General features: G+C 67.3%; 16 protein-coding genes. 10 read left to right on the forward strand and 6 right to left on the reverse strand.

Annotated features, from left to right (window positions below):
• Positions 1-115: 115 nt before the first annotated feature.
• Entirely contained in the window at positions 116-982 is an 867-nt protein-coding gene (locus ACIP6U_RS36800) for an LLM class F420-dependent oxidoreductase (RefSeq protein WP_401726948.1), read from the forward strand.
• 113 nt (positions 983-1,095) lie between these two features.
• Here ACIP6U_RS36800 and ACIP6U_RS36805 read toward each other — a convergent pair whose 3' ends face one another.
• The 4 genes from ACIP6U_RS36805 to ACIP6U_RS36820 form a co-directional block, all read right to left on the reverse strand.
• Entirely contained in the window at positions 1,096-1,953 is an 858-nt protein-coding gene (locus tag ACIP6U_RS36805) for a fumarylacetoacetate hydrolase family protein (protein ID WP_401726950.1), read from the reverse strand.
• A gap of 152 nt (positions 1,954-2,105) precedes the next feature.
• A complete protein-coding gene (locus ACIP6U_RS36810) occupies positions 2,106-2,774 on the reverse strand; it encodes a YidC/Oxa1 family membrane protein insertase (protein WP_401726951.1) in 669 nt (222 codons plus the stop codon).
• Positions 2,775-2,856: 82 nt separating this feature from the next.
• On the reverse strand, positions 2,857-3,198 hold the full coding sequence (locus ACIP6U_RS36815; protein ID WP_401726953.1) for a DUF6412 domain-containing protein: 342 nt from the start codon (positions 3,196-3,198) through the stop codon (positions 2,857-2,859).
• Between the two features lie 92 nt (positions 3,199-3,290).
• A complete protein-coding gene (locus ACIP6U_RS36820; protein ID WP_401726954.1) occupies positions 3,291-3,818 on the reverse strand; it encodes a winged helix-turn-helix transcriptional regulator in 528 nt (175 codons plus the stop codon).
• Between the two features lie 69 nt (positions 3,819-3,887).
• Here ACIP6U_RS36820 and ACIP6U_RS36825 point away from each other — a divergent pair, with 69 nt between their 5' ends.
• Positions 3,888-5,336: an MFS transporter gene (locus tag ACIP6U_RS36825; protein WP_401726955.1), complete on the forward strand. Its 1,449-nt coding sequence runs from the start codon at positions 3,888-3,890 to the stop codon at positions 5,334-5,336.
• 106 nt (positions 5,337-5,442) lie between these two features.
• Here ACIP6U_RS36825 and ACIP6U_RS36830 read toward each other — a convergent pair whose 3' ends face one another.
• The gene (locus ACIP6U_RS36830) at positions 5,443-6,249 is read right to left on the reverse strand and encodes a class E sortase (RefSeq protein ID WP_401726957.1); all 807 of its coding nucleotides are present in this window, start codon (positions 6,247-6,249) and stop codon (positions 5,443-5,445) included.
• Positions 6,250-6,482: 233 nt separating this feature from the next.
• On the opposite strand from ACIP6U_RS36830, the gene ACIP6U_RS36835 reads away from it, so the two are divergent.
• Positions 6,483-7,955 carry a beta-1,6-galactanase gene (locus ACIP6U_RS36835; protein ID WP_401726958.1) on the forward strand — a complete coding sequence of 491 codons (1,473 nt, stop codon included), beginning with the start codon at positions 6,483-6,485 and terminating at the stop codon, positions 7,953-7,955.
• Between the two features lie 46 nt (positions 7,956-8,001).
• Here ACIP6U_RS36835 and ACIP6U_RS36840 read toward each other — a convergent pair whose 3' ends face one another.
• The gene (locus tag ACIP6U_RS36840; protein ID WP_401726960.1) at positions 8,002-8,292 is read right to left on the reverse strand and encodes a DUF1905 domain-containing protein; all 291 of its coding nucleotides are present in this window, start codon (positions 8,290-8,292) and stop codon (positions 8,002-8,004) included.
• Positions 8,293-8,402: 110 nt separating this feature from the next.
• On the opposite strand from ACIP6U_RS36840, the gene ACIP6U_RS36845 reads away from it, so the two are divergent.
• From ACIP6U_RS36845 to ACIP6U_RS36875, 7 genes are all read left to right on the forward strand, one after another.
• Positions 8,403-9,413 carry an SEC-C domain-containing protein gene (locus tag ACIP6U_RS36845; RefSeq protein WP_401726961.1) on the forward strand — a complete coding sequence of 337 codons (1,011 nt, stop codon included), beginning with the start codon at positions 8,403-8,405 and terminating at the stop codon, positions 9,411-9,413.
• A 302-nt stretch (positions 9,414-9,715) separates the two neighbouring features.
• A complete protein-coding gene (locus tag ACIP6U_RS36850) occupies positions 9,716-10,168 on the forward strand; it encodes a very short patch repair endonuclease (protein WP_401726963.1) in 453 nt (150 codons plus the stop codon).
• 130 nt (positions 10,169-10,298) lie between these two features.
• Positions 10,299-12,845 (forward strand): Z1 domain-containing protein, encoded by a 2,547-nt coding sequence (locus ACIP6U_RS36855; RefSeq protein ID WP_401726965.1) that lies wholly within the window; start codon positions 10,299-10,301, stop codon positions 12,843-12,845.
• Positions 12,842-13,867 carry a PD-(D/E)XK motif protein gene (locus ACIP6U_RS36860; protein WP_401726967.1) on the forward strand — a complete coding sequence of 342 codons (1,026 nt, stop codon included), beginning with the start codon at positions 12,842-12,844 and terminating at the stop codon, positions 13,865-13,867. Before ACIP6U_RS36855 ends, ACIP6U_RS36860 begins: the two co-directional genes overlap by 4 nt.
• Before the next feature lie 359 nt (positions 13,868-14,226).
• Complete coding sequence (locus ACIP6U_RS36865) at positions 14,227-15,849, forward strand: hypothetical protein (RefSeq protein ID WP_401726968.1); 1,623 nt, start codon at positions 14,227-14,229, stop codon at positions 15,847-15,849.
• Between the two features lie 284 nt (positions 15,850-16,133).
• Complete coding sequence (locus ACIP6U_RS36870; protein WP_401726970.1) at positions 16,134-16,742, forward strand: hypothetical protein; 609 nt, start codon at positions 16,134-16,136, stop codon at positions 16,740-16,742.
• Complete coding sequence (locus ACIP6U_RS36875; RefSeq protein ID WP_401726972.1) at positions 16,742-18,568, forward strand: DUF6339 family protein; 1,827 nt, start codon at positions 16,742-16,744, stop codon at positions 18,566-18,568. Before ACIP6U_RS36870 ends, ACIP6U_RS36875 begins: the two co-directional genes overlap by 1 nt.
• Position 18,569: the final 1 nt, after the last annotated feature.

Below are 18,569 nucleotides of genomic sequence, written 5' to 3' on the forward strand. Positions count from 1 at the left end.
CTCGATTCGGGCCGATACCCCGCTCGGGCTGACACTTCGTTAGGTCCGGGGATTATCGAGGGTCCCCCTCCGGTTGGGACCGCCGTAGAGCTCACCGACCGGAGGGACCGCGACCATGACCGACTTCTTGAAGGACCGCGTCGGCCGCCACGGCATCTGGAGCATCGGCCTGCGTGCGGAGGAGCCCGGCCGGCGCGCCGAACTCGCGGAGGCCGTCGCCGAGTTGGAGCAGCTCGGCTACGGCGCCGTCTGGCTCGGCAGCAACAGCACGGCCCGTAACGCCCAGCCGTTGATCGAGGTCACCTCGAAGATCACCGTCGGCACCAGCATCCAGAGCATCTGGCAGGCCGAAGCGGCGTCGGCCGCCGCGGAGTTCACCGACGTGGAAGCCGCTCACCCGGGACGCTTCGTCCTGGGCCTCGGCGTCAGCCACGCCCGTCTCTCGGACCGCTACCGCCGCCCGCTCGCCGCGCTGAACGCCTACCTCGACACGCTGGACACGGCCGGCGTCCCCGCCGACCGCCGCCTCGTCGCCGCCCTCGGCCCCAAGTCCCTCAAGCTGACCCGCGAGCGCGCGGCCGGCTCGGTCCCGTACCTCGTCACGACCGAGCACACGGCGCACGCCCGCGCCATCCTGGGGCAATCACCGCTGCTGGCCCCGGAGTTGAAGGTCGTCCTGGAGTCGGACCCCACCCGTGCCCGCACCCTCGCCCGCGGCAGCCTGGCCCCCTACCTCGGGCTCCCCAACTACACGAACAACTTCCTCCGTCACGGTTTCACGGAGGCCGACTTCACGGACGGCGGCAGCGACCGGCTGGTCGACGCGGTGTTCGCGTGGGGCGACGACGACGCGATCCGGGCGCGCGTCGACGCCTTCCACCAGGCGGGGGCCGACCATGTGGCCCTCCAGGTGGTGGACGGCAACGCGCGCCAGACCCTGCCGCGGGAGGCGTGGCGCAGGCTGGCGGCCCTGCTGAAGTGAGGCGGGGCTTCAGCTTTTAGGGGCGCGGGGAACTGCGCGACCAGCCACGCACGGCCTGCGGCCGACAACTCACCCGCACCACCCGCTGTTTCCCGGCCAACCCAGTGGAACGCCTACGCGTCTGTGAACTCCTGCCGCTGCCTGCCCAGGCCGGCGATCTCCAGTTCCACCACGTCTCCGGCCCGCAGGTACGGCTTGGGCTCGGGCTGTCCGAGGGCGACTCCCGCCGGCGTACCGGTGTTGATGACATCCCCGGGGTACAGCGTCATGAACTGGCTGACGTAGCGCACGACTTCGCCCACCGGGAAGATCTGCTCGGCCGTGGTGCCGTTCTGCTTCAGCTCCCCGTTGACCCACAGCTTCAGCGACAGGTCCTGCGGATCCGGCACCTCGTCCGCCGTCACGAGCCACGGTCCGAGCGGGTTGAACGTCTCGCAGTTCTTCCCCTTGTCCCAGGTCCCGCCCCGCTCGATCTGGAACTCCCGCTCGGACACGTCGTGCGCCACCGCGTACCCGGCGACATGCGCGAGCCCGTCCTCCGCGGACTCCAGATACCGGGCCGTACGCCCGATGACGACCGCCAGCTCGACCTCCCAGTCGGTCTTCACCGACCCGCGCGGCACCAGCACGGTGTCGTGCGGCCCGATCACCGTGTCCGCCGCCTTGAAGAAGATGACGGGCTCGGCGGGCGGCTGGGCCCCGGTCTCACGGGCGTGGTCGTGGTAGTTCAGCCCGATGCACACGACCTTGCCGATCCGCGCGAGCGGCGGCCCGACCCGCAGCCCCGCCGCGTCCAGCGCGGGCAGCTCACCGCCCTCGGCGGCGGCCCGGATCCGACCGAGCGCCGCGCCGTCGGCGAGCACCGCCCCGTCAATGTCGGCCACGACCCCCGAGAGGTCCCGCAGGACCCCCTCGGCGTCGAGCACCGCGGGCTTCTCCGCTCCCGCCGTACCGACTCGCAGCAGCTTCATCGTCACCATCTCCCTCGATCGCGTGCGGTCGACCGATGGGTGCAGCCATCGGAGGACTGGTCGATCCTCCAAGCTCAGCGTGCGGTATGCAAGAGCTGGTTCACGTACTGGACCGTAGCCTTCCCCGGCCGACGGCCGACGGTCTGCGCGGCTCATCGGTAGAGCACGGCCCGCTCCACCGCGCTCCACGCCGTGCTGGTCACCACGTACAGCGCGGCGGCGAGCGGCACCACCGCCACGGTGACGAGCGTGAAGAAGGACATGTACGGCATGACCTTCAGCGCCGCGGGGCCGTCCGTGTCCATCGTCCGCTTGGTGCGCCGGTAGTTGAAGCCGGCCACGGCAGCGACCACCACGAACAGGCCGACGTACACGAGCCCCGCGGCCCCGAACGGCCCGCCGGCATCAAGGGCGTCCATCCAGCGCCCACCCAACGGCGCGGCGAACAGCCGGTGGGACAGCAGGGCGTCCCCCTCGGTCGAGAACAGCCGGTAGAGCAGGAAGAACGCCGGCAGTTGCAGAAGGCTCGGCAGGCACCCCGACAGCGGTGACACCTTCTCCTCGGCATGCAGGTCGAGCACCGCCTGCTGGAGCTTCTCGGGCTGCTTCGCGTACCGCTTGCGCAACTCGGCGAGCTGCGGCCGGAGTCGGGCCTGGGCCCGCTGCCCGCGCGCGGCGGCCCTGGACAGGGGATGGACGAGCAGCCGTACCAAGGCGGTGAACAGGACGATCGCGGCGGCTGCCGCGGTGGCGCCGAACAACGGCTGGAGCAGGTCGGCGAGTTGCTCGACGACCTGGGCGAACGCTGAGAGAACGGACATGGTTGAGCCCTCCGAGGGACATGCCGGGAACTGGACATGGCGGCATGGCGACCCAAGAGGGCGACTACATGAGGGAGTTGCCCTACGCGACGGTCGCCGGGAGGGCGTGTCCTGGGGCTCGGGGGCGGGTGCGCCCCCTGGCGTCGGGATCGCGTTGCGGCAGGAAGGCCGTACGCCGGGCCCGGTCGCGGATGGCCGTACGCACCCGGGTGGGCGGTACGGCGGGCGCGGAGCGCGCGGTGAGCAGGGCGCAGGCGGCGAGCGCGGAACCGACCGCGGCGGTGGCGGCGAGCGCGACGGCCGCGGTGAGACTGCCGGTGTCGAGCAGGGCGAGCTGGAGCAGGAGGACGAGGAAGAAGGGGAAGAAGGGGAAGAAGGGGGCGGCGAGGGAGGCGGGGCGCGGGAACACGCGGTACCTGCTCATGCCCTCCCCCTTCCGTCGTACGAAATCCCTCGTACGAAATCCCTCGTACGAAATCCGTCGTACGAACCGAACTCCTGCCGCTCTCCCTGCCGTTATACAGGAACCGTCTCGATCGGCTCCAGCAGTCGCTTGGGCTTGAGGAGTGCGCGGCCGACCGGGTCCGTCGGGTTCGGGTCGAGGCCGGCGCCCGGCACCATGACGACGTCCGCGACGGGTACGACGCCTCCGCAGGCGGGGCATTCGCCGTACGGCCCGAGTTCGGTGCCGCAGTCGACGTGCTCGAAGCGGCGCAGCTGGGTCTCGCTGAAGTGCTCGCGGCCCCAGCGGCCGAGGGAGCGGACCGTCGGCCACAGGGCGATGCCGCGCTCGGTGATGACGTACTCGTCGCGCGGCGGCGACTGCTGGTAGCGGCGCTTCTCCAGGAGCCCCTCCGTCGTCAGCATCTGGAGGCGGGCGGCGAGGACCGCGCGCGGGATGCCGAGGTGGGTGAGGAAGTCGTTGTAGCGCCGGACGCCGTAGAGGGCGTCGCGGATCACCAGGAGTGTCCAGCGCTCGCCGATGACCTCCAGGGCGCGGGCGAGTGAGCACTCCTGGGTCGCGTAGTCCTTGCCGAGTGCCATGGCGTCCACTGTAGCGACTTTTCGACGTATTGGTTCGATGAATGAACCAACGATGCTACGGTGCTCCACATGGCAAGGTTCAATGAACGAACCCTCACGGGGGCCGACACATCGGCCGACGCATCGACTGACACACCGGCCAACGCGCCGAGCGGCCCTACACCAGCCCCGCCCGCCGCCGAGGCGCCCCCGCACCCACGGGCCACCCTCGCCCTGACCAGCGCGGCGACGGCCGTGGCCCTGATGACGTACACCGCGCCGCTGGTCACACTCCCGGACACGGCGGCCGACCTGCACACCGCGGTCTCCGCGCAGGCGTGGCTCATCAACGGCACCCCGCTGGGCCTCGCCGCCCTCCTCCTGGTCGCCGGCAGCCTCGCCGACGACTACGGCCGCCGGCGGATCTTCCTGGCCGGCACGCTGACGCTGGGCATCACGACGGCGCTGGGCGCCCTGGCCTCCTCCACCTGGCTGTTCACGCTGGCCCGGGTCGCGCAGGGCGCGGCGAGCGCGGCCGTCCTGGCGAGCAGCCTGGGCCTGCTGGTGCACGCCTTCCCGAGTCCGCGCGGACGGCTGCACGCGACGGGCGTGTGGGGAGCGTTCGTCAGCGGCGGCATCGCCGTGGGCCCGGTGGTGGCGGGCGCGATAGGCGACTGGCGGGTGTCGTACGTCGTCCTGGGCGCGGCGGCGGTGCTGGTGGCGGGCCTGGCGACCCGGCGGCTGACGGAGTCGCGGTCACCGCGGGGCGGCCGCCCGGACATCCTGGGCGCCCTGACCTTCGGGCTGGCACTGGTCGCGCTGGTGGCCGCGCTCACGCTGGGCCGGGACGGCTGGCTGCGTCCGCAGGTGGGCCTGCTGTTCCTCGCGGCCGTGGCCCTGCTGGCCGTCTTCACCCGCCTGGAACACCGCACGGCGACCCCCATGATCGACCTGTCCCTGCTGCGCCACCGGCCCTTCCTGGCCTCGTCCGCGGGCGGTCTGTTCACGGGGCTCGCGGTGATCGGCCTGTTCAGCTTCATGCCGACCGTGTTCCAGCAGACGCTCGGCCTGTCCGGGATGGACACGGCGTGGCTGCTCCTGCTCTGGTCCGGCCTGTCCTTCGCGGTCGCCCTCCAGGCCAAGCGCCTCTCGGGCCGCGTCCCGGCCCGCCCCCAACTCGCCGTCGGCTTCGCCCTGCACGCGGCCGGCGTCCTGACCATGCTGGGCGCGATCGACTCCGGCTCCTGGCAGCGCCTGCTCCCGGGACTGATCCTCAGCGGCATCGGCAGCGGCCTCCTCAACGCGGCGCTGCCCCTCCTGGCGGTGGACTCCGTCCCGGCGGCCCGCGCCGCGATGGGCTCCGGCGCCCAGCAGACCCTCCGCTACATCGGCTCCTGCGCCGGCGTCGCCCTGACGATCGCCATCGTCACGTCCTCGGGCGGCGGCCTGGGCCACGGCACGAATGTGGCGATGGTGGTCTCGGCGGTTCTGTCGGTCGTCGCGGTGGGGGCGGTGCTGGCGCTGCGGGAGCGGGGCTGACGGTTCGGCGGCGGGCGTTCATGAGCGGACGTTCAGGAGCGGGTCCGAGTTCTACGGGTTACGGGCTTCCGAGTTCTACGGGTTACGGGCTTCCGGGTTCTACGGGTTACGGGCTTCCGGCCCGCGGTCGCATCGACACCAGCTTCCCCCACACCACCAGCCGGTACCGGGACGTGTACTCGGGCGTGCAGGTGGTGAGGGTGATGTAGTAACCGGGTTGCGTGTACCCGTACTTGGGCTTCACGAGGGAACGCGGGACGGTCCGGACGACCCCGGAGTCCCGCGCCGAGGTCTGCGGCAGCGTCTTGTCCACGACGTACGTGTAGGTCGCCCCGGCCGTCTCCACCTCCACCACGTCCTTGGCCCGCAGCCGGTTGATGTACCGGAAGGGCTCGCCGTGGGTGTTGCGGTGCCCGGCGAGGGCGAAGTTGCCTGCCTGGCCGGGCTGTTGGGTGCCGGGGTAGTGGCCGACGTACCCCTTGTTGAGGACGTCCTGCTTGCCGACACCCTCGGCCACGGGGACGCGGAGGCCGAGGCGGGGGATGGTGAGGATGGCGTAGGCCTGGGACCAACTGGGCGTGGATCGCCGGGTGTCGGTGGTACGACGATCAGTACCGTCGGCGCCGCCGGCACCGGCGCCGGTCCCGTCGCTCGGCGACGTGGGCGCGACGGACGTATCACCGGAGCCGCCTCCATCCCCCGACCCGCCCCCGTTTCCCCACTCCCGCTCCAGCGCCTCCACCTTCCGCTCGGCCCCGCGCCGGGCCTCCCGGTTGGTCCACCACAGTTGGTGGACGACGAGCAGGAGCAGCACCACCCCCACGGTGACGAGGACTTCACCCCCGCCCCACCACACCCGCCGGCGCCGCGCACTCCGCCGCCGGCTGCCGTGCTGCACCACGGGAACGCGCATCCAGATTCACACCTCCTCGACGGGGCCGCCCGCACGATAGGCGCCACCTCTTCAAGTCACCAGCCACAGGCGGCGGCACAAGCGGCGACCGGGCGCGGTTCGAGACTTCGTACATAGGTTTTAGAAAGGGCTGTCGCAACCCTCGACAACCCCACGCACCACACCCGATGCTTCGACGTGGCATGAACGGGACAGCCCGTCGACAGCTCGTCGAGCGAAGCGGAGAAGCCGCAATGATCCGACGCAGAACCCTGCTGGCCGCAGCCGGCGGCGGCCTCCTGGGCAGCGCCCTGGCGACCGGCACCGCGCACGCGGACGCGACCGTCGCCGTCACCCCCGGCACGTCGTGGGGGACTTGGGAGGGCTGGGGCACCTCCCTGGCCTGGTGGGCCAATGTCTTCGGCGCCCGGGACGACTTCGCCGACATCTTCTTCACCACCAAGTCGACGACGTACAACGGCACTTCGCTCCCCGGTCTGGGCCTGAACATCGCCCGGTACAACCTGGGCGCGTGCAGCTGGAACGCGGTGAACGGCGAGTCGATGGTCGCCTCCCCGAACATCCCCGGGTTCAAGCAGATCGAGGGCTTCTGGCAGGACTGGAACAACGAGGACCCCACCTCCGCGGCCTGGGACTGGACGGCGGACGCGAACCAGCGCGCGATGCTGGTGAAGGCGACCGCGCGCGGCGCGACCAGCGAGCTGTTCGCCAACTCCCCCATGTGGTGGATGTGTTCCAACCACAACCCGTCCGGCGCGGCCGGCGGCGGCAACAACCTCCAGACCTGGAACTACCGCCAGCACGCCTCCCACCTCGCCGCGGTGGCCCTCTACGCCAAGAACAACTGGGGCGTGAACTTCGCGACGGTCGACGCCTTCAACGAACCCTCGTCCTCCTGGTGGACGGCGACCGGCACGCAGGAGGGCTGTCACATGGACGCGACGGTCCAGTCGGCCGTACTGCCGTATCTGCGAAGCGAGTTGAACACCCGCGGCCTCACGGCCACGAAGATCTCCGCCTCCGACGAGACGAGCTACGACCTCGCCCGCACCACCTGGAACTCCTTCAGCTCCACGACGAAGGGGTACGTGAACCGGGTCAACGTCCACGGCTACCAGGGCTCGGGCGGGCGCAGGGACCTGCTGTACACGGACGTCGTGACGACGGCCGGCAAGGCCCTGTGGAACTCGGAGACCGGCGACAACGACGGCACCGGCTACACCATGGCCTTCAACCTCCTCTACGACTTCCGCTGGCTCCACCCCACCGCCTGGGTGTACTGGCAGGTCATGGACCCGTCCTCAAACTGGGCGATGATCGCGTACGACGCGGACACGCTGGCGGCGGGCGCGGTGACGACGAAGTACTACGTCATGGCCCAGTTCAGCCGCCATCTGCGCCCCGGCATGAAGATCCTCGACACGGGCGTCAGCTACGCCACGGCCGCCTACGACGCGACCGCCAAGCGCCTGGTCATCGTCGCCCTCAACACCGCCACCACCGCCCAGACCCTCACCTTCAACCTCGCCAACTTCACGACGGTGACCGGCGGTTCGGGCGGCCTGGTACCGCGCTGGAACACGGTGACGACGGGCGGGGACCAGTACAAGGCGTACTCGGACACGTACGTGAGCGGGAAGACGGTGGCGGTGCCGTTCGCGGCGAAGGCGGTGCAGACGTTGCAGATCGACGGGGTGACGATCTAGCGGGAGTGAACGGGAGGGGGCACGGCCGCCGGTACCCGCCCTCTCCTCACTTCAGCTGGACGGTCAGCTCCACGGTCACGTCATCTCCGGCGGCGATCCCCTGCGGCTTGCGTACCGCGTTCTTCAGCGGCAGCAGATACCCGCCGTCCTTGGGAAAGAGGGACGTACCGAAGACGACCTCCCCGATCCGCGCCTCCACCGGAATCACCCCCCACCCGTAGGTGGCCATGGCGGCCACCTCCCGAATGTCCTCGGACTCCTGGTCCGGCACGGGGACGAAGTAGTACGGCGCGGGCCCACGCCACTCGATCACCTGCCCGGAGAAGACAAGACGCATGGCGATCAGTCTCCACCCACCGCCTCCCGGCCTCTTCTCCTCCCCTTCTCCATCGGTGCTGGCCTGCGGATATCTCTCCTTTGTCACCCGTCGGCAGTACGGTGTCCCCCATGCGCCCCGACACGCCTGCCGAGAACGTCGACCACACCGCCGAAGCGGCACGCCTGGAGCGGACCGCCGGCCGGTATCCCGAGGACGCCGAGGCCCTGCTCCTGCAGGCCGCGGCCCACCTGGAACTGTCCGGCGACCGCCCCGCCGCGACCGCGCTCTACGACCGCCTGCTGTCCTCGAACGACACTCTGGACGACCCCCACCTGGTACGAGCCCTCAAGGCCTCGAACCTGTGGGAGTACGGCCATGAGGCCGAGGCCCGCGCGATCATCGACGGCGTCCGCGCGGCGGCCCCGCGCGACCCGGCCCCCTGGGTGATCGTGGCCGAGGCCCTGGAATCGCACGACGAGCTGGAGGCGGCCCAGGAGACGTTCTCGGAGGGCGCGGGTCTCCTCCTGGCGGACGTCCAGGAACCCCCGTACTCCACCCACCCGCTGCTCTTCGGCCGTCACCGCGTGCGCCGCATGCTGGGCGTGGCCCACGACGAGTGGGACATGCTGGCCGACACCCTGCACTCCTCCCCCGTCTCCCTGGACGAACTCCACGACCCCAAGCGCGTCTGGTCCCTGGGCTCGGACAACCCCGCGGAACTGGAGGCCGAGATCTCCCGCCTGCGCGCGGAACTGGGCACCTACCGCGAGGCCCTCTCCCGCCCGTTCCCGGTGGCGGTCCTGCACTGGCCGACGACGGAACTGGCGGAACTGGTGTCGGACTACCCGACGCTGTCCGCCGAATACCCGTCCCACGAGGCGCACTTGGCGACGATAGAGGCGTCGCTGCGGGAGCTGGCGGCTTCGGGAACTCCGAACCTCGGGATCGTGACGGGGACGGTGCCGTCGTACGAGGCCTTCGCAGCGTCGGAGGGGTCGTCGCCAGCGGACGCGGATCTGCTGCCGCAGTATGCGACGACGTTGGCGGCACGGGGGCGGGCGGTGGCTTGGCCGCCGCAGCGGGGGGCTGTTTGTTGGTGTGGGTCGGGGCGGGGGTATGGGGAGTGTCACGGGGCGTAACTCGCGCACCACCCCACCGTCCAACCACAGGGAACGCCCTTGACGCGGGCTGCGGAAGCGCCACACTGCCAAAGAAACCTGCAGCCCAGCGTCCAGTTAAATCTGCGGGCGGGTGTCACTGCCAACGCCCACACTCCAGCCATGGCAACCGAGCATCCGGAGTGACGCGGCACAGCCATCTCTCCCGCATTCCATTTTCTATGCGAGGGCGGTACGCCACTCCTCGCGCAAGGCCTCGCATACGCCGGCAGAATGTTGTCGTGCCACGTGCCGTCCCTTCCTCTCCAGCCGTCTCCGCCCGCATGAGCCGACAGGGCTCTCGCGACACGGCGCCCGAGGTTGCGGTCCGAAGGCTCCTTCACGCGGCCGGCCTGCGTTACAGGGTCAACGTTCCTGTACCCGGCATGCCGCGTCGCACGATCGACATCGTCTTCACCAAAACCAAGATCGCCATCTTCATGGACGGCTGCTTCTGGCACGGCTGCCCTGAACACGCAACGCAACCCAAGGCCAACGCGGAGTGGTGGCGAGTCAAGCTGGACAAGAACATGGCTCGAGATGTCGAGACGACAGACCACCTGACTGCGCAGGGCTGGACGGTCCTGCGCTTTTGGGAGCATGAGTCGACCAAGGATGTCGCGAGCCAGGTCGCCGCTTCAGTAGCGGATCGGACACCGCCCGCTGCTCGACACGCGCCCGTACCAGACAGTGCCTCGGGCGCCGAGAAGTCCATGGATGTCGGAGACCCTTCATGACCGAGTATGGCGACTCATCACCAACCCCACCTCTACAGCGCATCGCCAGCCCAAGGCTGGCGGCCGGCGAGGTCATCGGTCTTTGCAATGCACTCGGCTTGACAAACCAGAGCGGGGGCGCTCGATTCCAATGACCGGTGAATTCGATGCCATGTATGAGACGTTCCAGGCCCTGTTGGACGCGTTTCCACCTTCTGAGGCAGTCAAGCGCCTGGAGCTGCTGGGCGTGAGCCCTGAAATCGTTCAGCAGATTCGCGAGAAGCATGAGCAGCACACGGTTCGTATCAAGGAACTCGAAGAACCTCATGCCGTTGTACGAGACGGGCTTGACACCTGGTACACGGGCCCGCAGGCCAAGGATAAATGTTGGCCCGCGATCGTTGATCTCCTGATCGAGGACGACTGGGAGGACCCGGCGATCCGGAATCTGGACGATTCGTCCACCCGCGTCCTCTCGCTGCTGAACCATCCGAAGGAGAAGGCGTTCTCCACGCGAGGCCTCGTAGTCGGCTACGTGCAGTCCGGCAAGACGACCAACTTCACCTCGGTTATGGCCAAGGCGGCCGATCGCGGCTACAAGCTCTTCATCGTCCTGGCAGGCATTCACAATGGCCTCCGGCGCCAGACCCAGGCCCGCCTGGTCCAGCAACTCGTAGAACCCAATCCTTCCCTCTGGTCCCAACTGACCGGCCTGGAAAAGGACTTCACTCCCCAGGAGAACCCGGCTTCGTACTTCGGGAAGAACAACAAGACACGAGTCCTGTGCGTGGTCAAGAAGAACGCGACCGTACTGCGCAAGCTCGCGGTGTGGCTCGAGAAGGCGTCGGACTATCTCACAGACTGTCCGGCCCTGATCATCGACGACGAGGCGGATCAGGCCACCGTGGCCACGAAGTCCATCAACCCGCTGATTCTCAGGATCATGGAGAGCCTCCCGCGGTCCGCCTACGTGGGGTACACGGCATCGCCGTTCGCCAACCTGCTGATCGACCCGAGTGCAAAGGACCTCTATCCTCGCGACTTCGTCGTCAACCTCCCCAAGCCGGCGGGCCACTTCGGCACTGAAGTCCTCTTCGGTCGATACGCCCTCGACGGTGAGGATCCGGAACAAGTCGACGACGGACACGACATGATCCGCTCGGTACCGGACGACGACATGCCCTGCGTACGGCCCGAGACGAGGGCCGACATAGATGGCTTCGAACCCATCATCACGGACGCTCTCCGGAATGCAATCGAGTACTTCTGGTTGGCAACTGCCGCTCGCCGGGTGCGCCGAACCGGTAATCCCCACAGCACGATGTTGATCCACACCAGCGTCAACACCGCCGTGCACAACAGCTTCAAGCGGCCGTTGCGTCATCTGTTGGACCGGGCTGCGGATTCTCTCAGTGACGCAGCCTTCCTTTCCCGACTGCGTGATCTCTGGGACCGGGAGACCGCGCGGGTCCCCGCCACGGAGTTCGGCGAGACGAAGGTGCCCTTCGGCAAATTGGTTCAAGAACTTCCCGGTGTCTTCCGCAGTTGCCGAATCATCATGGACAACTCCAGCAGTGAGGACCGCCTCGACTACGAGAACGGCCCCGTCGTGGCGATTGCCGTGGGCGGCAACACACTGTCGCGTGGGCTGACGTTGGAAGGTTTGTCGGTCAGTTACTTCGTACGCTCCGTCTCCGCGTACGACACTCTGCTGCAAATGGGGCGTTGGTTCGGCTTCCGGAACGGATACGCGGATCTACCTCGTATCTGGATGACCGACGAGTTGGCCGAGTGGTTTAGGCACCTGGCTACAGTCGAGACCGAGATGCGTCGGGACATCGACATCTACATGACCGAGGACGAGACCCCGACCACGTTCGCAGTCCGTCTGCGCGCTCACCCGGCCCTGCGCGTCACTGCGGCGGCCAAGATGAGAGATGCGGTCACCGCAGCCTCCTCCTACGGTGGCAAGCGGGTGCAAACGCACTACTTCCACACCAACGCCAAGTGGCTGAGCGCAAATCTGGCCGCCGCATGCGACCTGGTGAGTGCCTCCATCGCCAACGCCGTCAGAGTGGAGCACCGGCCCGACGACGGCCGATACCTCTTCCGTGATGTGCCGTACGACGCGGTGACCGACTTTCTGGCGGCCTACAAGTTCCATGAGAAGTCGCCCGAAAACGACGCCGATCTAATCGGGGACTACATCAAGAAGCGCGTCGCGGCAGGCTCGCTGCGCCGCTGGAACATCGCCATCGTCGGCAACCCGGCAGGCGAGCCCTTCAGCTTCGCCGCGAGTGTGTCGGTAGGACTCAACTCCCGTGCACGCCTCGCCATCAGGAACTCTGATCCCGACTTCGCCGACATCAAAACTCTGATGAGCCGCCGCGACGGCGCAATCGATCTGGCCGGGAGCACGGAAAAGTTGACCGAGCAGGGCATTAAGGACCAGCGTCGTCTCCAACTGCCGGCCACGGGCCTGCTGGTCCTGTATCCGATCGACAAGGCATCGGAACCCAGCCCGGCAAAGAAGCTGCGTGCCCCTTTGAATGCCGCTGAACATGTGATCGGTGTCGGCCTTGTGTTCCCAGAACCACAAGACAAGGACAGCACGGTGGAGAAATACATCTCGGCCGATCTGTCCGGCCTGCGTATTGAGGACGAAGACCTCAGCCTCCTCGAAGGCGAAGACTCATGAAGGACGACGACCTGCATCGGCTCGTCGAGGAGTGTTGGACTGCACTCGAAGCCGAAGAGACCAAGGGCGAGCACCGTTTGAGGGTCTCGTTGCTGCCCTCGATGGCCGACCGAGATCCCTTGGCAGTCGGCGTCGACCACAACGGCCACCGTCATCTCTTGGTCCCCGTTCCGATGCATCGGAAAGTACGCTCAGGCCTCGACGGCCCAGTCCTCCAGTTGCGCAAGCGCCCGTTGGAGGACACCGAGACCTATCAGATGTACGCCGATCTCGCCTGCTTGCGAACAGACCTCAACGACCTGTTCACGGAGCTGTGTGTCGATGCCGTGGGCGCGGCAGAGAAGCTGCCCGAGAACCCGGTCAAGGCGCTCTACCGCGTCCTCGATCGGTGGAGGGCTCTCTTCCAGACGCAAGGAACACCTCTGGGACCCGAGCAACTCGCAGGTCTCTTCGGCGAGTTGCTGGTCCTTGAGCAACTCCTAGAGCGCGATTCGAGTGCCCATCGCCTGTGGCGGGGCCCATCGGGCCACCATCACGATTTCTCCAGCGGAAGCACGGCCGTCGAGGTGAAGACGAGCACCGTCTCTGAGGGCCGTCGGCCGCGAATCCACGGGCTGGATCAACTCGATGCTCCAGAAGGCGGGGCGCTCCACCTGGCCTGGTTCCGACTGCACCGCACCGCAAAGAGCAACTCAAGCGTCGGTTTCCTGGAACTACTCGATCGAGTCCTGCGACGCTGCGACGACGAGAGCACTCTGCTGGAGTTGCTCGCCGAGGCCGGCTATCGGGTCGTCGACGCGGAGCAGTATCGCGATACGTACTTCAAGGTGGACGAAGAGAGGTGGTACGAGGTCGTTCCCAGTTTCCCCAAACTGACGGCCCTAACCCTCGGAGCTGCAGGCGTGACCATTTCAGTTGTGGATGTCGAGTACACGATCGACCTGTCCGGGGACTCACCGACGGCCATGGATTCCGATGAGGTGTCCCGGGCGATCGACCGCATGATCCAGGAGTCCGCGTGAGAGGGCCCCGCTGGTTCTCCCAACCCTATCCGCCAGAAGGTGCTAGCGCGGCCGAGGGCATCCGCAACCAGCTCGGCAGGCCGGAACTCGATCTGCTGACTATTCTGGTACGGGAGTCCGCTCAGAACAGTTGGGACGCCCGCCTGCCGCAGTCCACTGTGCCTGTCGACTACCGAATCGACATTCGCACCGTGGGAGCAGCCCACGCATCCGCCTGGCGTGAGCTCCTTTCGGAAGGGGCACCCAGCGGCGCGAGCTTCCCTCTCCGAGACACACTCGCTCGTGGTCCGATCCGAGTGCTGGCCGTTTCCGATCGTGGGACTCGGGGACTGGGCGGGCCGACGCGTGCCGACAACGCAGTGGGCCCGGACCGCGACTTCGTCTCCTTCATCCGAAACATCGGCGAGCCGCGCGAGACCGCGCTGGGCGGCGGCACCTACGGCTTCGGCAAAGGCATCTTCTATTTGCTGTCCAAGCCGGGCACCGTCCTTGTCCATTCCCGGTGCCGGACCGCGCTGGGCGCGTACGAGACGCGCCTGATCGGCTGCACGCTCTGGAAAAGCTATGTGGCCGCCGATCAAGACGGGAACCGTCGCTACACGGGTCGCCACTGGTGGGGCGACACTTCGGGCAATGTGGTCGAGCCGCTCATCGGGGATGAGGCTGAGATGGTGGCACAACGCCTGGGCCTGCAGGCGTTCGGGCCCCATGAGACGGGGACGACCGTGGTGGTCATCGACCCCAACCTCGACGAACTCGAACCGTCCGAGGCAGCCGAGTATCTCGGCGAGACCATGGCCTGGCATCTCTGGCCCAAGATGATCACCACCGTCGGAAACCCGCCTTCCATGCGCTTCTCAGTCACGTGCGACGGCGTCCGTCATTCGGTTCCCGACCCCCGCGACACGCGTCCGCTCAATATGTTTGTGACAGCCTACGAGGTAATGACAGGGCCGGACGGAAGTGACCTCGAGTGCCATCGGCCCAAAAGGCACTTGGGACGGCTCGGCTTGGTGAAACGGATCATGCCGTCGTTGGAACCGACTCGAGCATCACGAATGTTGGGCATCGAGGACCTCATCCATCACGTCTGTCTGATGCGTCCGGCGGAACTCGTCGTCACCTACCACGCCGGGCCGAAACCTCCGAGCACGAATCAAGGCTATGCGGGTGTCTTCCGTGCCACCGAGAGCATGGACGACGTCTACGCCAGGGCGGAGCCGCCCACGCACGACGCTTGGAATCCACAGTCCTTGGACAGACCCGACAGCACTTTCGTGCAGACGACGTTCCGGCGCATCGGTGAAGCTCTGGAGCGTCTGCTCTCGTTGAGTGGGGTCGCACGCCCAGGAGCCAGCAACGTGGCGCTGGGCGCTGCCAGTACGCTGTTCTCCGGGCTGGTAGGTGGAGCTTGGGGAATCGGCGGCGCAACCGCCTATTCGCAACCAGGGCGCTCCTCTGCTGGCACGTCCGAACCAAGCGATGCTCGGCAGTACGCGGGCCGGCCGGCAACCGGCGGCACTCCAGCGGTCCGGCCTTCGGACTCGGCCTCCACCGGCGGTGGGAATCACCCCGATGGTTTCGGAGGCGAAGGACCGGCATTGTCCGAGTCTTCGGCTGGCGGTGGTTTCGAGACTCCGCGCCGCCGCCCACGCGTGCAGTACTTGGGTGATCCCTTCTACGACGACCGCGGAGACGTCTCCGTCCTGGTCCAGGAGTTCAGGCTGCCCGTGCCCGGGCCTCAACGCCTGAGTATCGATCTCGCCGTGACGCTCCCCGGTTCCGGGGGCCGCGAGACCGATCCTCCGATCGGGGCGACCATGCCCACCTTGGTCGGTTGGGAGGACGACACCGGACGCCTGTACCCATCCGATTCGCAGGTCGTCGATGGCGGTGAGTCCATCTGGCGCGCTGTGGTGAGGCCTGCACCGGACACCATGACCGAAATCGGCATCAGGGTCGAGGCGGTGAGGAACCCATGACTCGACGTGTACTTCCCTACCGCAGCCCTGCTCAAGACGTTGTGTCCCCCGAGACCTGGCGTCTCGTGGTCGAGGACGGCGAAGTAACTCTGCCCGAGGCTTTGCCGGACTGGGACTACCAAATGGATCTGCACCTACGGCGGACCATTCGTATCGATCTGGACCGAACGCGACGGCAAACAGGACTTCCCGAAGACGCTTCTCTGCTGCTCTCAGCCGTATGGACGGCCACGGGATCCAACCTCAGCGGCCCTGCGCAACACGTGCCGCTGCCCGAAAGAGGCATGACCACCGTCGAGTTCGACATCAGACTGAGCGGAGCCGACCTCGGTGGCCTGTTGCTTCTTGACACCGCGATGGTGCTCGCCCGACGGAGGAACGAAGCACGTCCTTCCTCACCCCGGCGCGCGGGCTCTGTGCTGTGGAACGATCGGGAAGCACTCCGGCTCCAGGGCGACGCGCCACAGTTCCCCATGGCAATCATCGACTTCGCTCGGACGTCCTTTCCCGATGGCGCGGCCTGGCACCTGCAGATCAGCGGAGGTCTGGAACATGCAACCATGGGCGCTCTGTTGCTGCTGGTCAACGAGCGGAACACAGTCACCGCCACCGCATTTCAGAATGCGGCCAAGCCTCGTCAGATCGACCGGATCGTACTCTCCGCGGTGTACGCCGACGCTGCACGAGTAATGGCTGAGCACGCTCTCGCACACGACGACTTCACCGAAGAGTCCGATTTCCCCGACGGTTCGCTCGGTGCCACCTTGCTGAGCCTGTTCGACCAACTCTTTCCCGGACAGCAGGTGGCTGACCTACGTCTGCGCCAACGCCAGTCGCCGAGCCTGTTCGCTTCGGATCTGCAGGCAGCCGTCAAGATCTTCGAGGTGTCATGATGAGCTTCCTCTACCCTCGGCTGCTCTCCGAACAAGCGAGACCGCTCTTCGAGGAGTACCGGCACCTCACGATCACCGAACTGTCCAGCCGCTTCACCGTCACTCACGAATCCGCGGTGTATGTGGCCACAGGAGGCGACCGGGTTGCTCCGAATCAGCTCCGGGAGCTTCGCGACGGCGTTCTCAACCTGGCGAAACAAGCAGGCTTCCCGGACAGCTCGGACCGGACGCGCAATGCCGAGTTCGATCTCCGGCTGGCCTCGCTGCTCCATGCCGAGATGGGCATGGTGCCTGCGGAAGCCGCATCTCGCGACGTGTGGGCCTTCTTTGCGCTGGCCCTCCTCCCGGACGTCGCTTTTTGGCGCTATCCCCAGCCACCCAGGGACCGTGTCCTCGGCACAGACCTGACCCGACACGTCTTCGGACGCCTCTGGTGGCGAGCCCAACTCGTGCGTTCTCCCGGGGATCCCGAACCGTACGCCGCACTCGAGATCCTCGGTGAAGCGGCATTCGACCAGATCTACGCTCGACGCGCCGCGCTCGGCGGAAGTCCTCACCTGGTGCGGGCCATCCTGCGCGTCTGGCGAGATCTCGACCTGAGTGGTCTGAATGAACGGGATGCCCTCCGCGACTTTCTCAAGCGGCTGCTCAGGCTGGCCCCTTTCGTGCTCTTCGACGGGATCGACGAAGCCGCTCTGATCGACGAGCTGCACTCCGTGGCGCAGGAGGCCGTGGAGGCTCAACGCTCGCGTTCGGCGACTACAGCAGAACCGGTGACGCCCCTTGGGACGACGTCCTCGACCGGCCTCGCTCGACAGGTGCCCACAGTCGTACCCCACCAGGAGGAGTCCACGTCTGCGCCTGCAGTCGGAGCGCGACGGTTTCGGTCGGTGGAGATCTGCGCGGGCGCCGGAGCTCAAGCCCTCGGGCTCGAACGCGCCGGTTTCGACCCGGTACTCCTCATCGACAGCAAGGCCGACGCCTGCTTCACCATCGACCTCAACCGACCGCACTGGGATGTTGTCTGCATGGACGTGGTGCAGTTCCACCCGAGCATGCGTCCGGACACCTGGGGTGTGGACCTCGTCAGCGGCGGCCTGCCACGGGTCAAATCCCCGGCAGCCGTGGGGCGCGCCGAGGATACCGAGGAACGGCGTGTGCTCAGAGCTTCGATCAGCTTGGTTTGCCAGATCGGGCCCAAGGCGGTGCTCTTCGAGAACGTACCCGACCTCGTGGACAAGCCCGATTTTGCTGGTGACCGGGCTTGGATCAACAACGAGCTGCAGCAGGCCGGATTCCGGACCGGTTGGAGAATCCTCAATGCCGCCGACTTTGGTGTCCCGCAGAATCGCAGCAGTGGTTTCCTGATCGCGCTGCAGGAGCAGTACTTCAGTCGATTCACTTGGCCCGAGCCGAGTCAGGCACCTTCTCCCACCGTGGGACAGGTACTAGGCCCTTCCATGTCCGCCCAAGGCTGGCCGGGGGCACCCCGCTGGGCCATGCGGGCCGATCGCGTCGCCCCGGCGCTCGTCGGTGGCTCCGATCGTCGAGGCGGTGCAGATCTCGGGCCCACGGGTAGCAAGAAGGCATGGGCAGCGCTTGGGGTGAATGGCAGTAGCCTCGGCGACGACCTGCCGGGACCCGCCTTCCCCCCGGACGAGCAGCCCAGGCTGACCGTTGAACAGGCCGCCATGATCCAGGCTTTCCCAACCGACTGGAAGCTCTTCGGCGGCAAAACATCCAGGTATCGTCAAGTGGGTCACGCCATGCCGCCTCCTTTGGCCACAGCGCTGGGGCTGGCCCTCGCACGGGCGCTCCGCGGCTAAG

Source organism: Streptomyces sp. NPDC088794 (assembly GCF_044750545.1).
Lineage (GTDB): Bacteria > Actinomycetota > Actinomycetes > Streptomycetales > Streptomycetaceae > Streptomyces.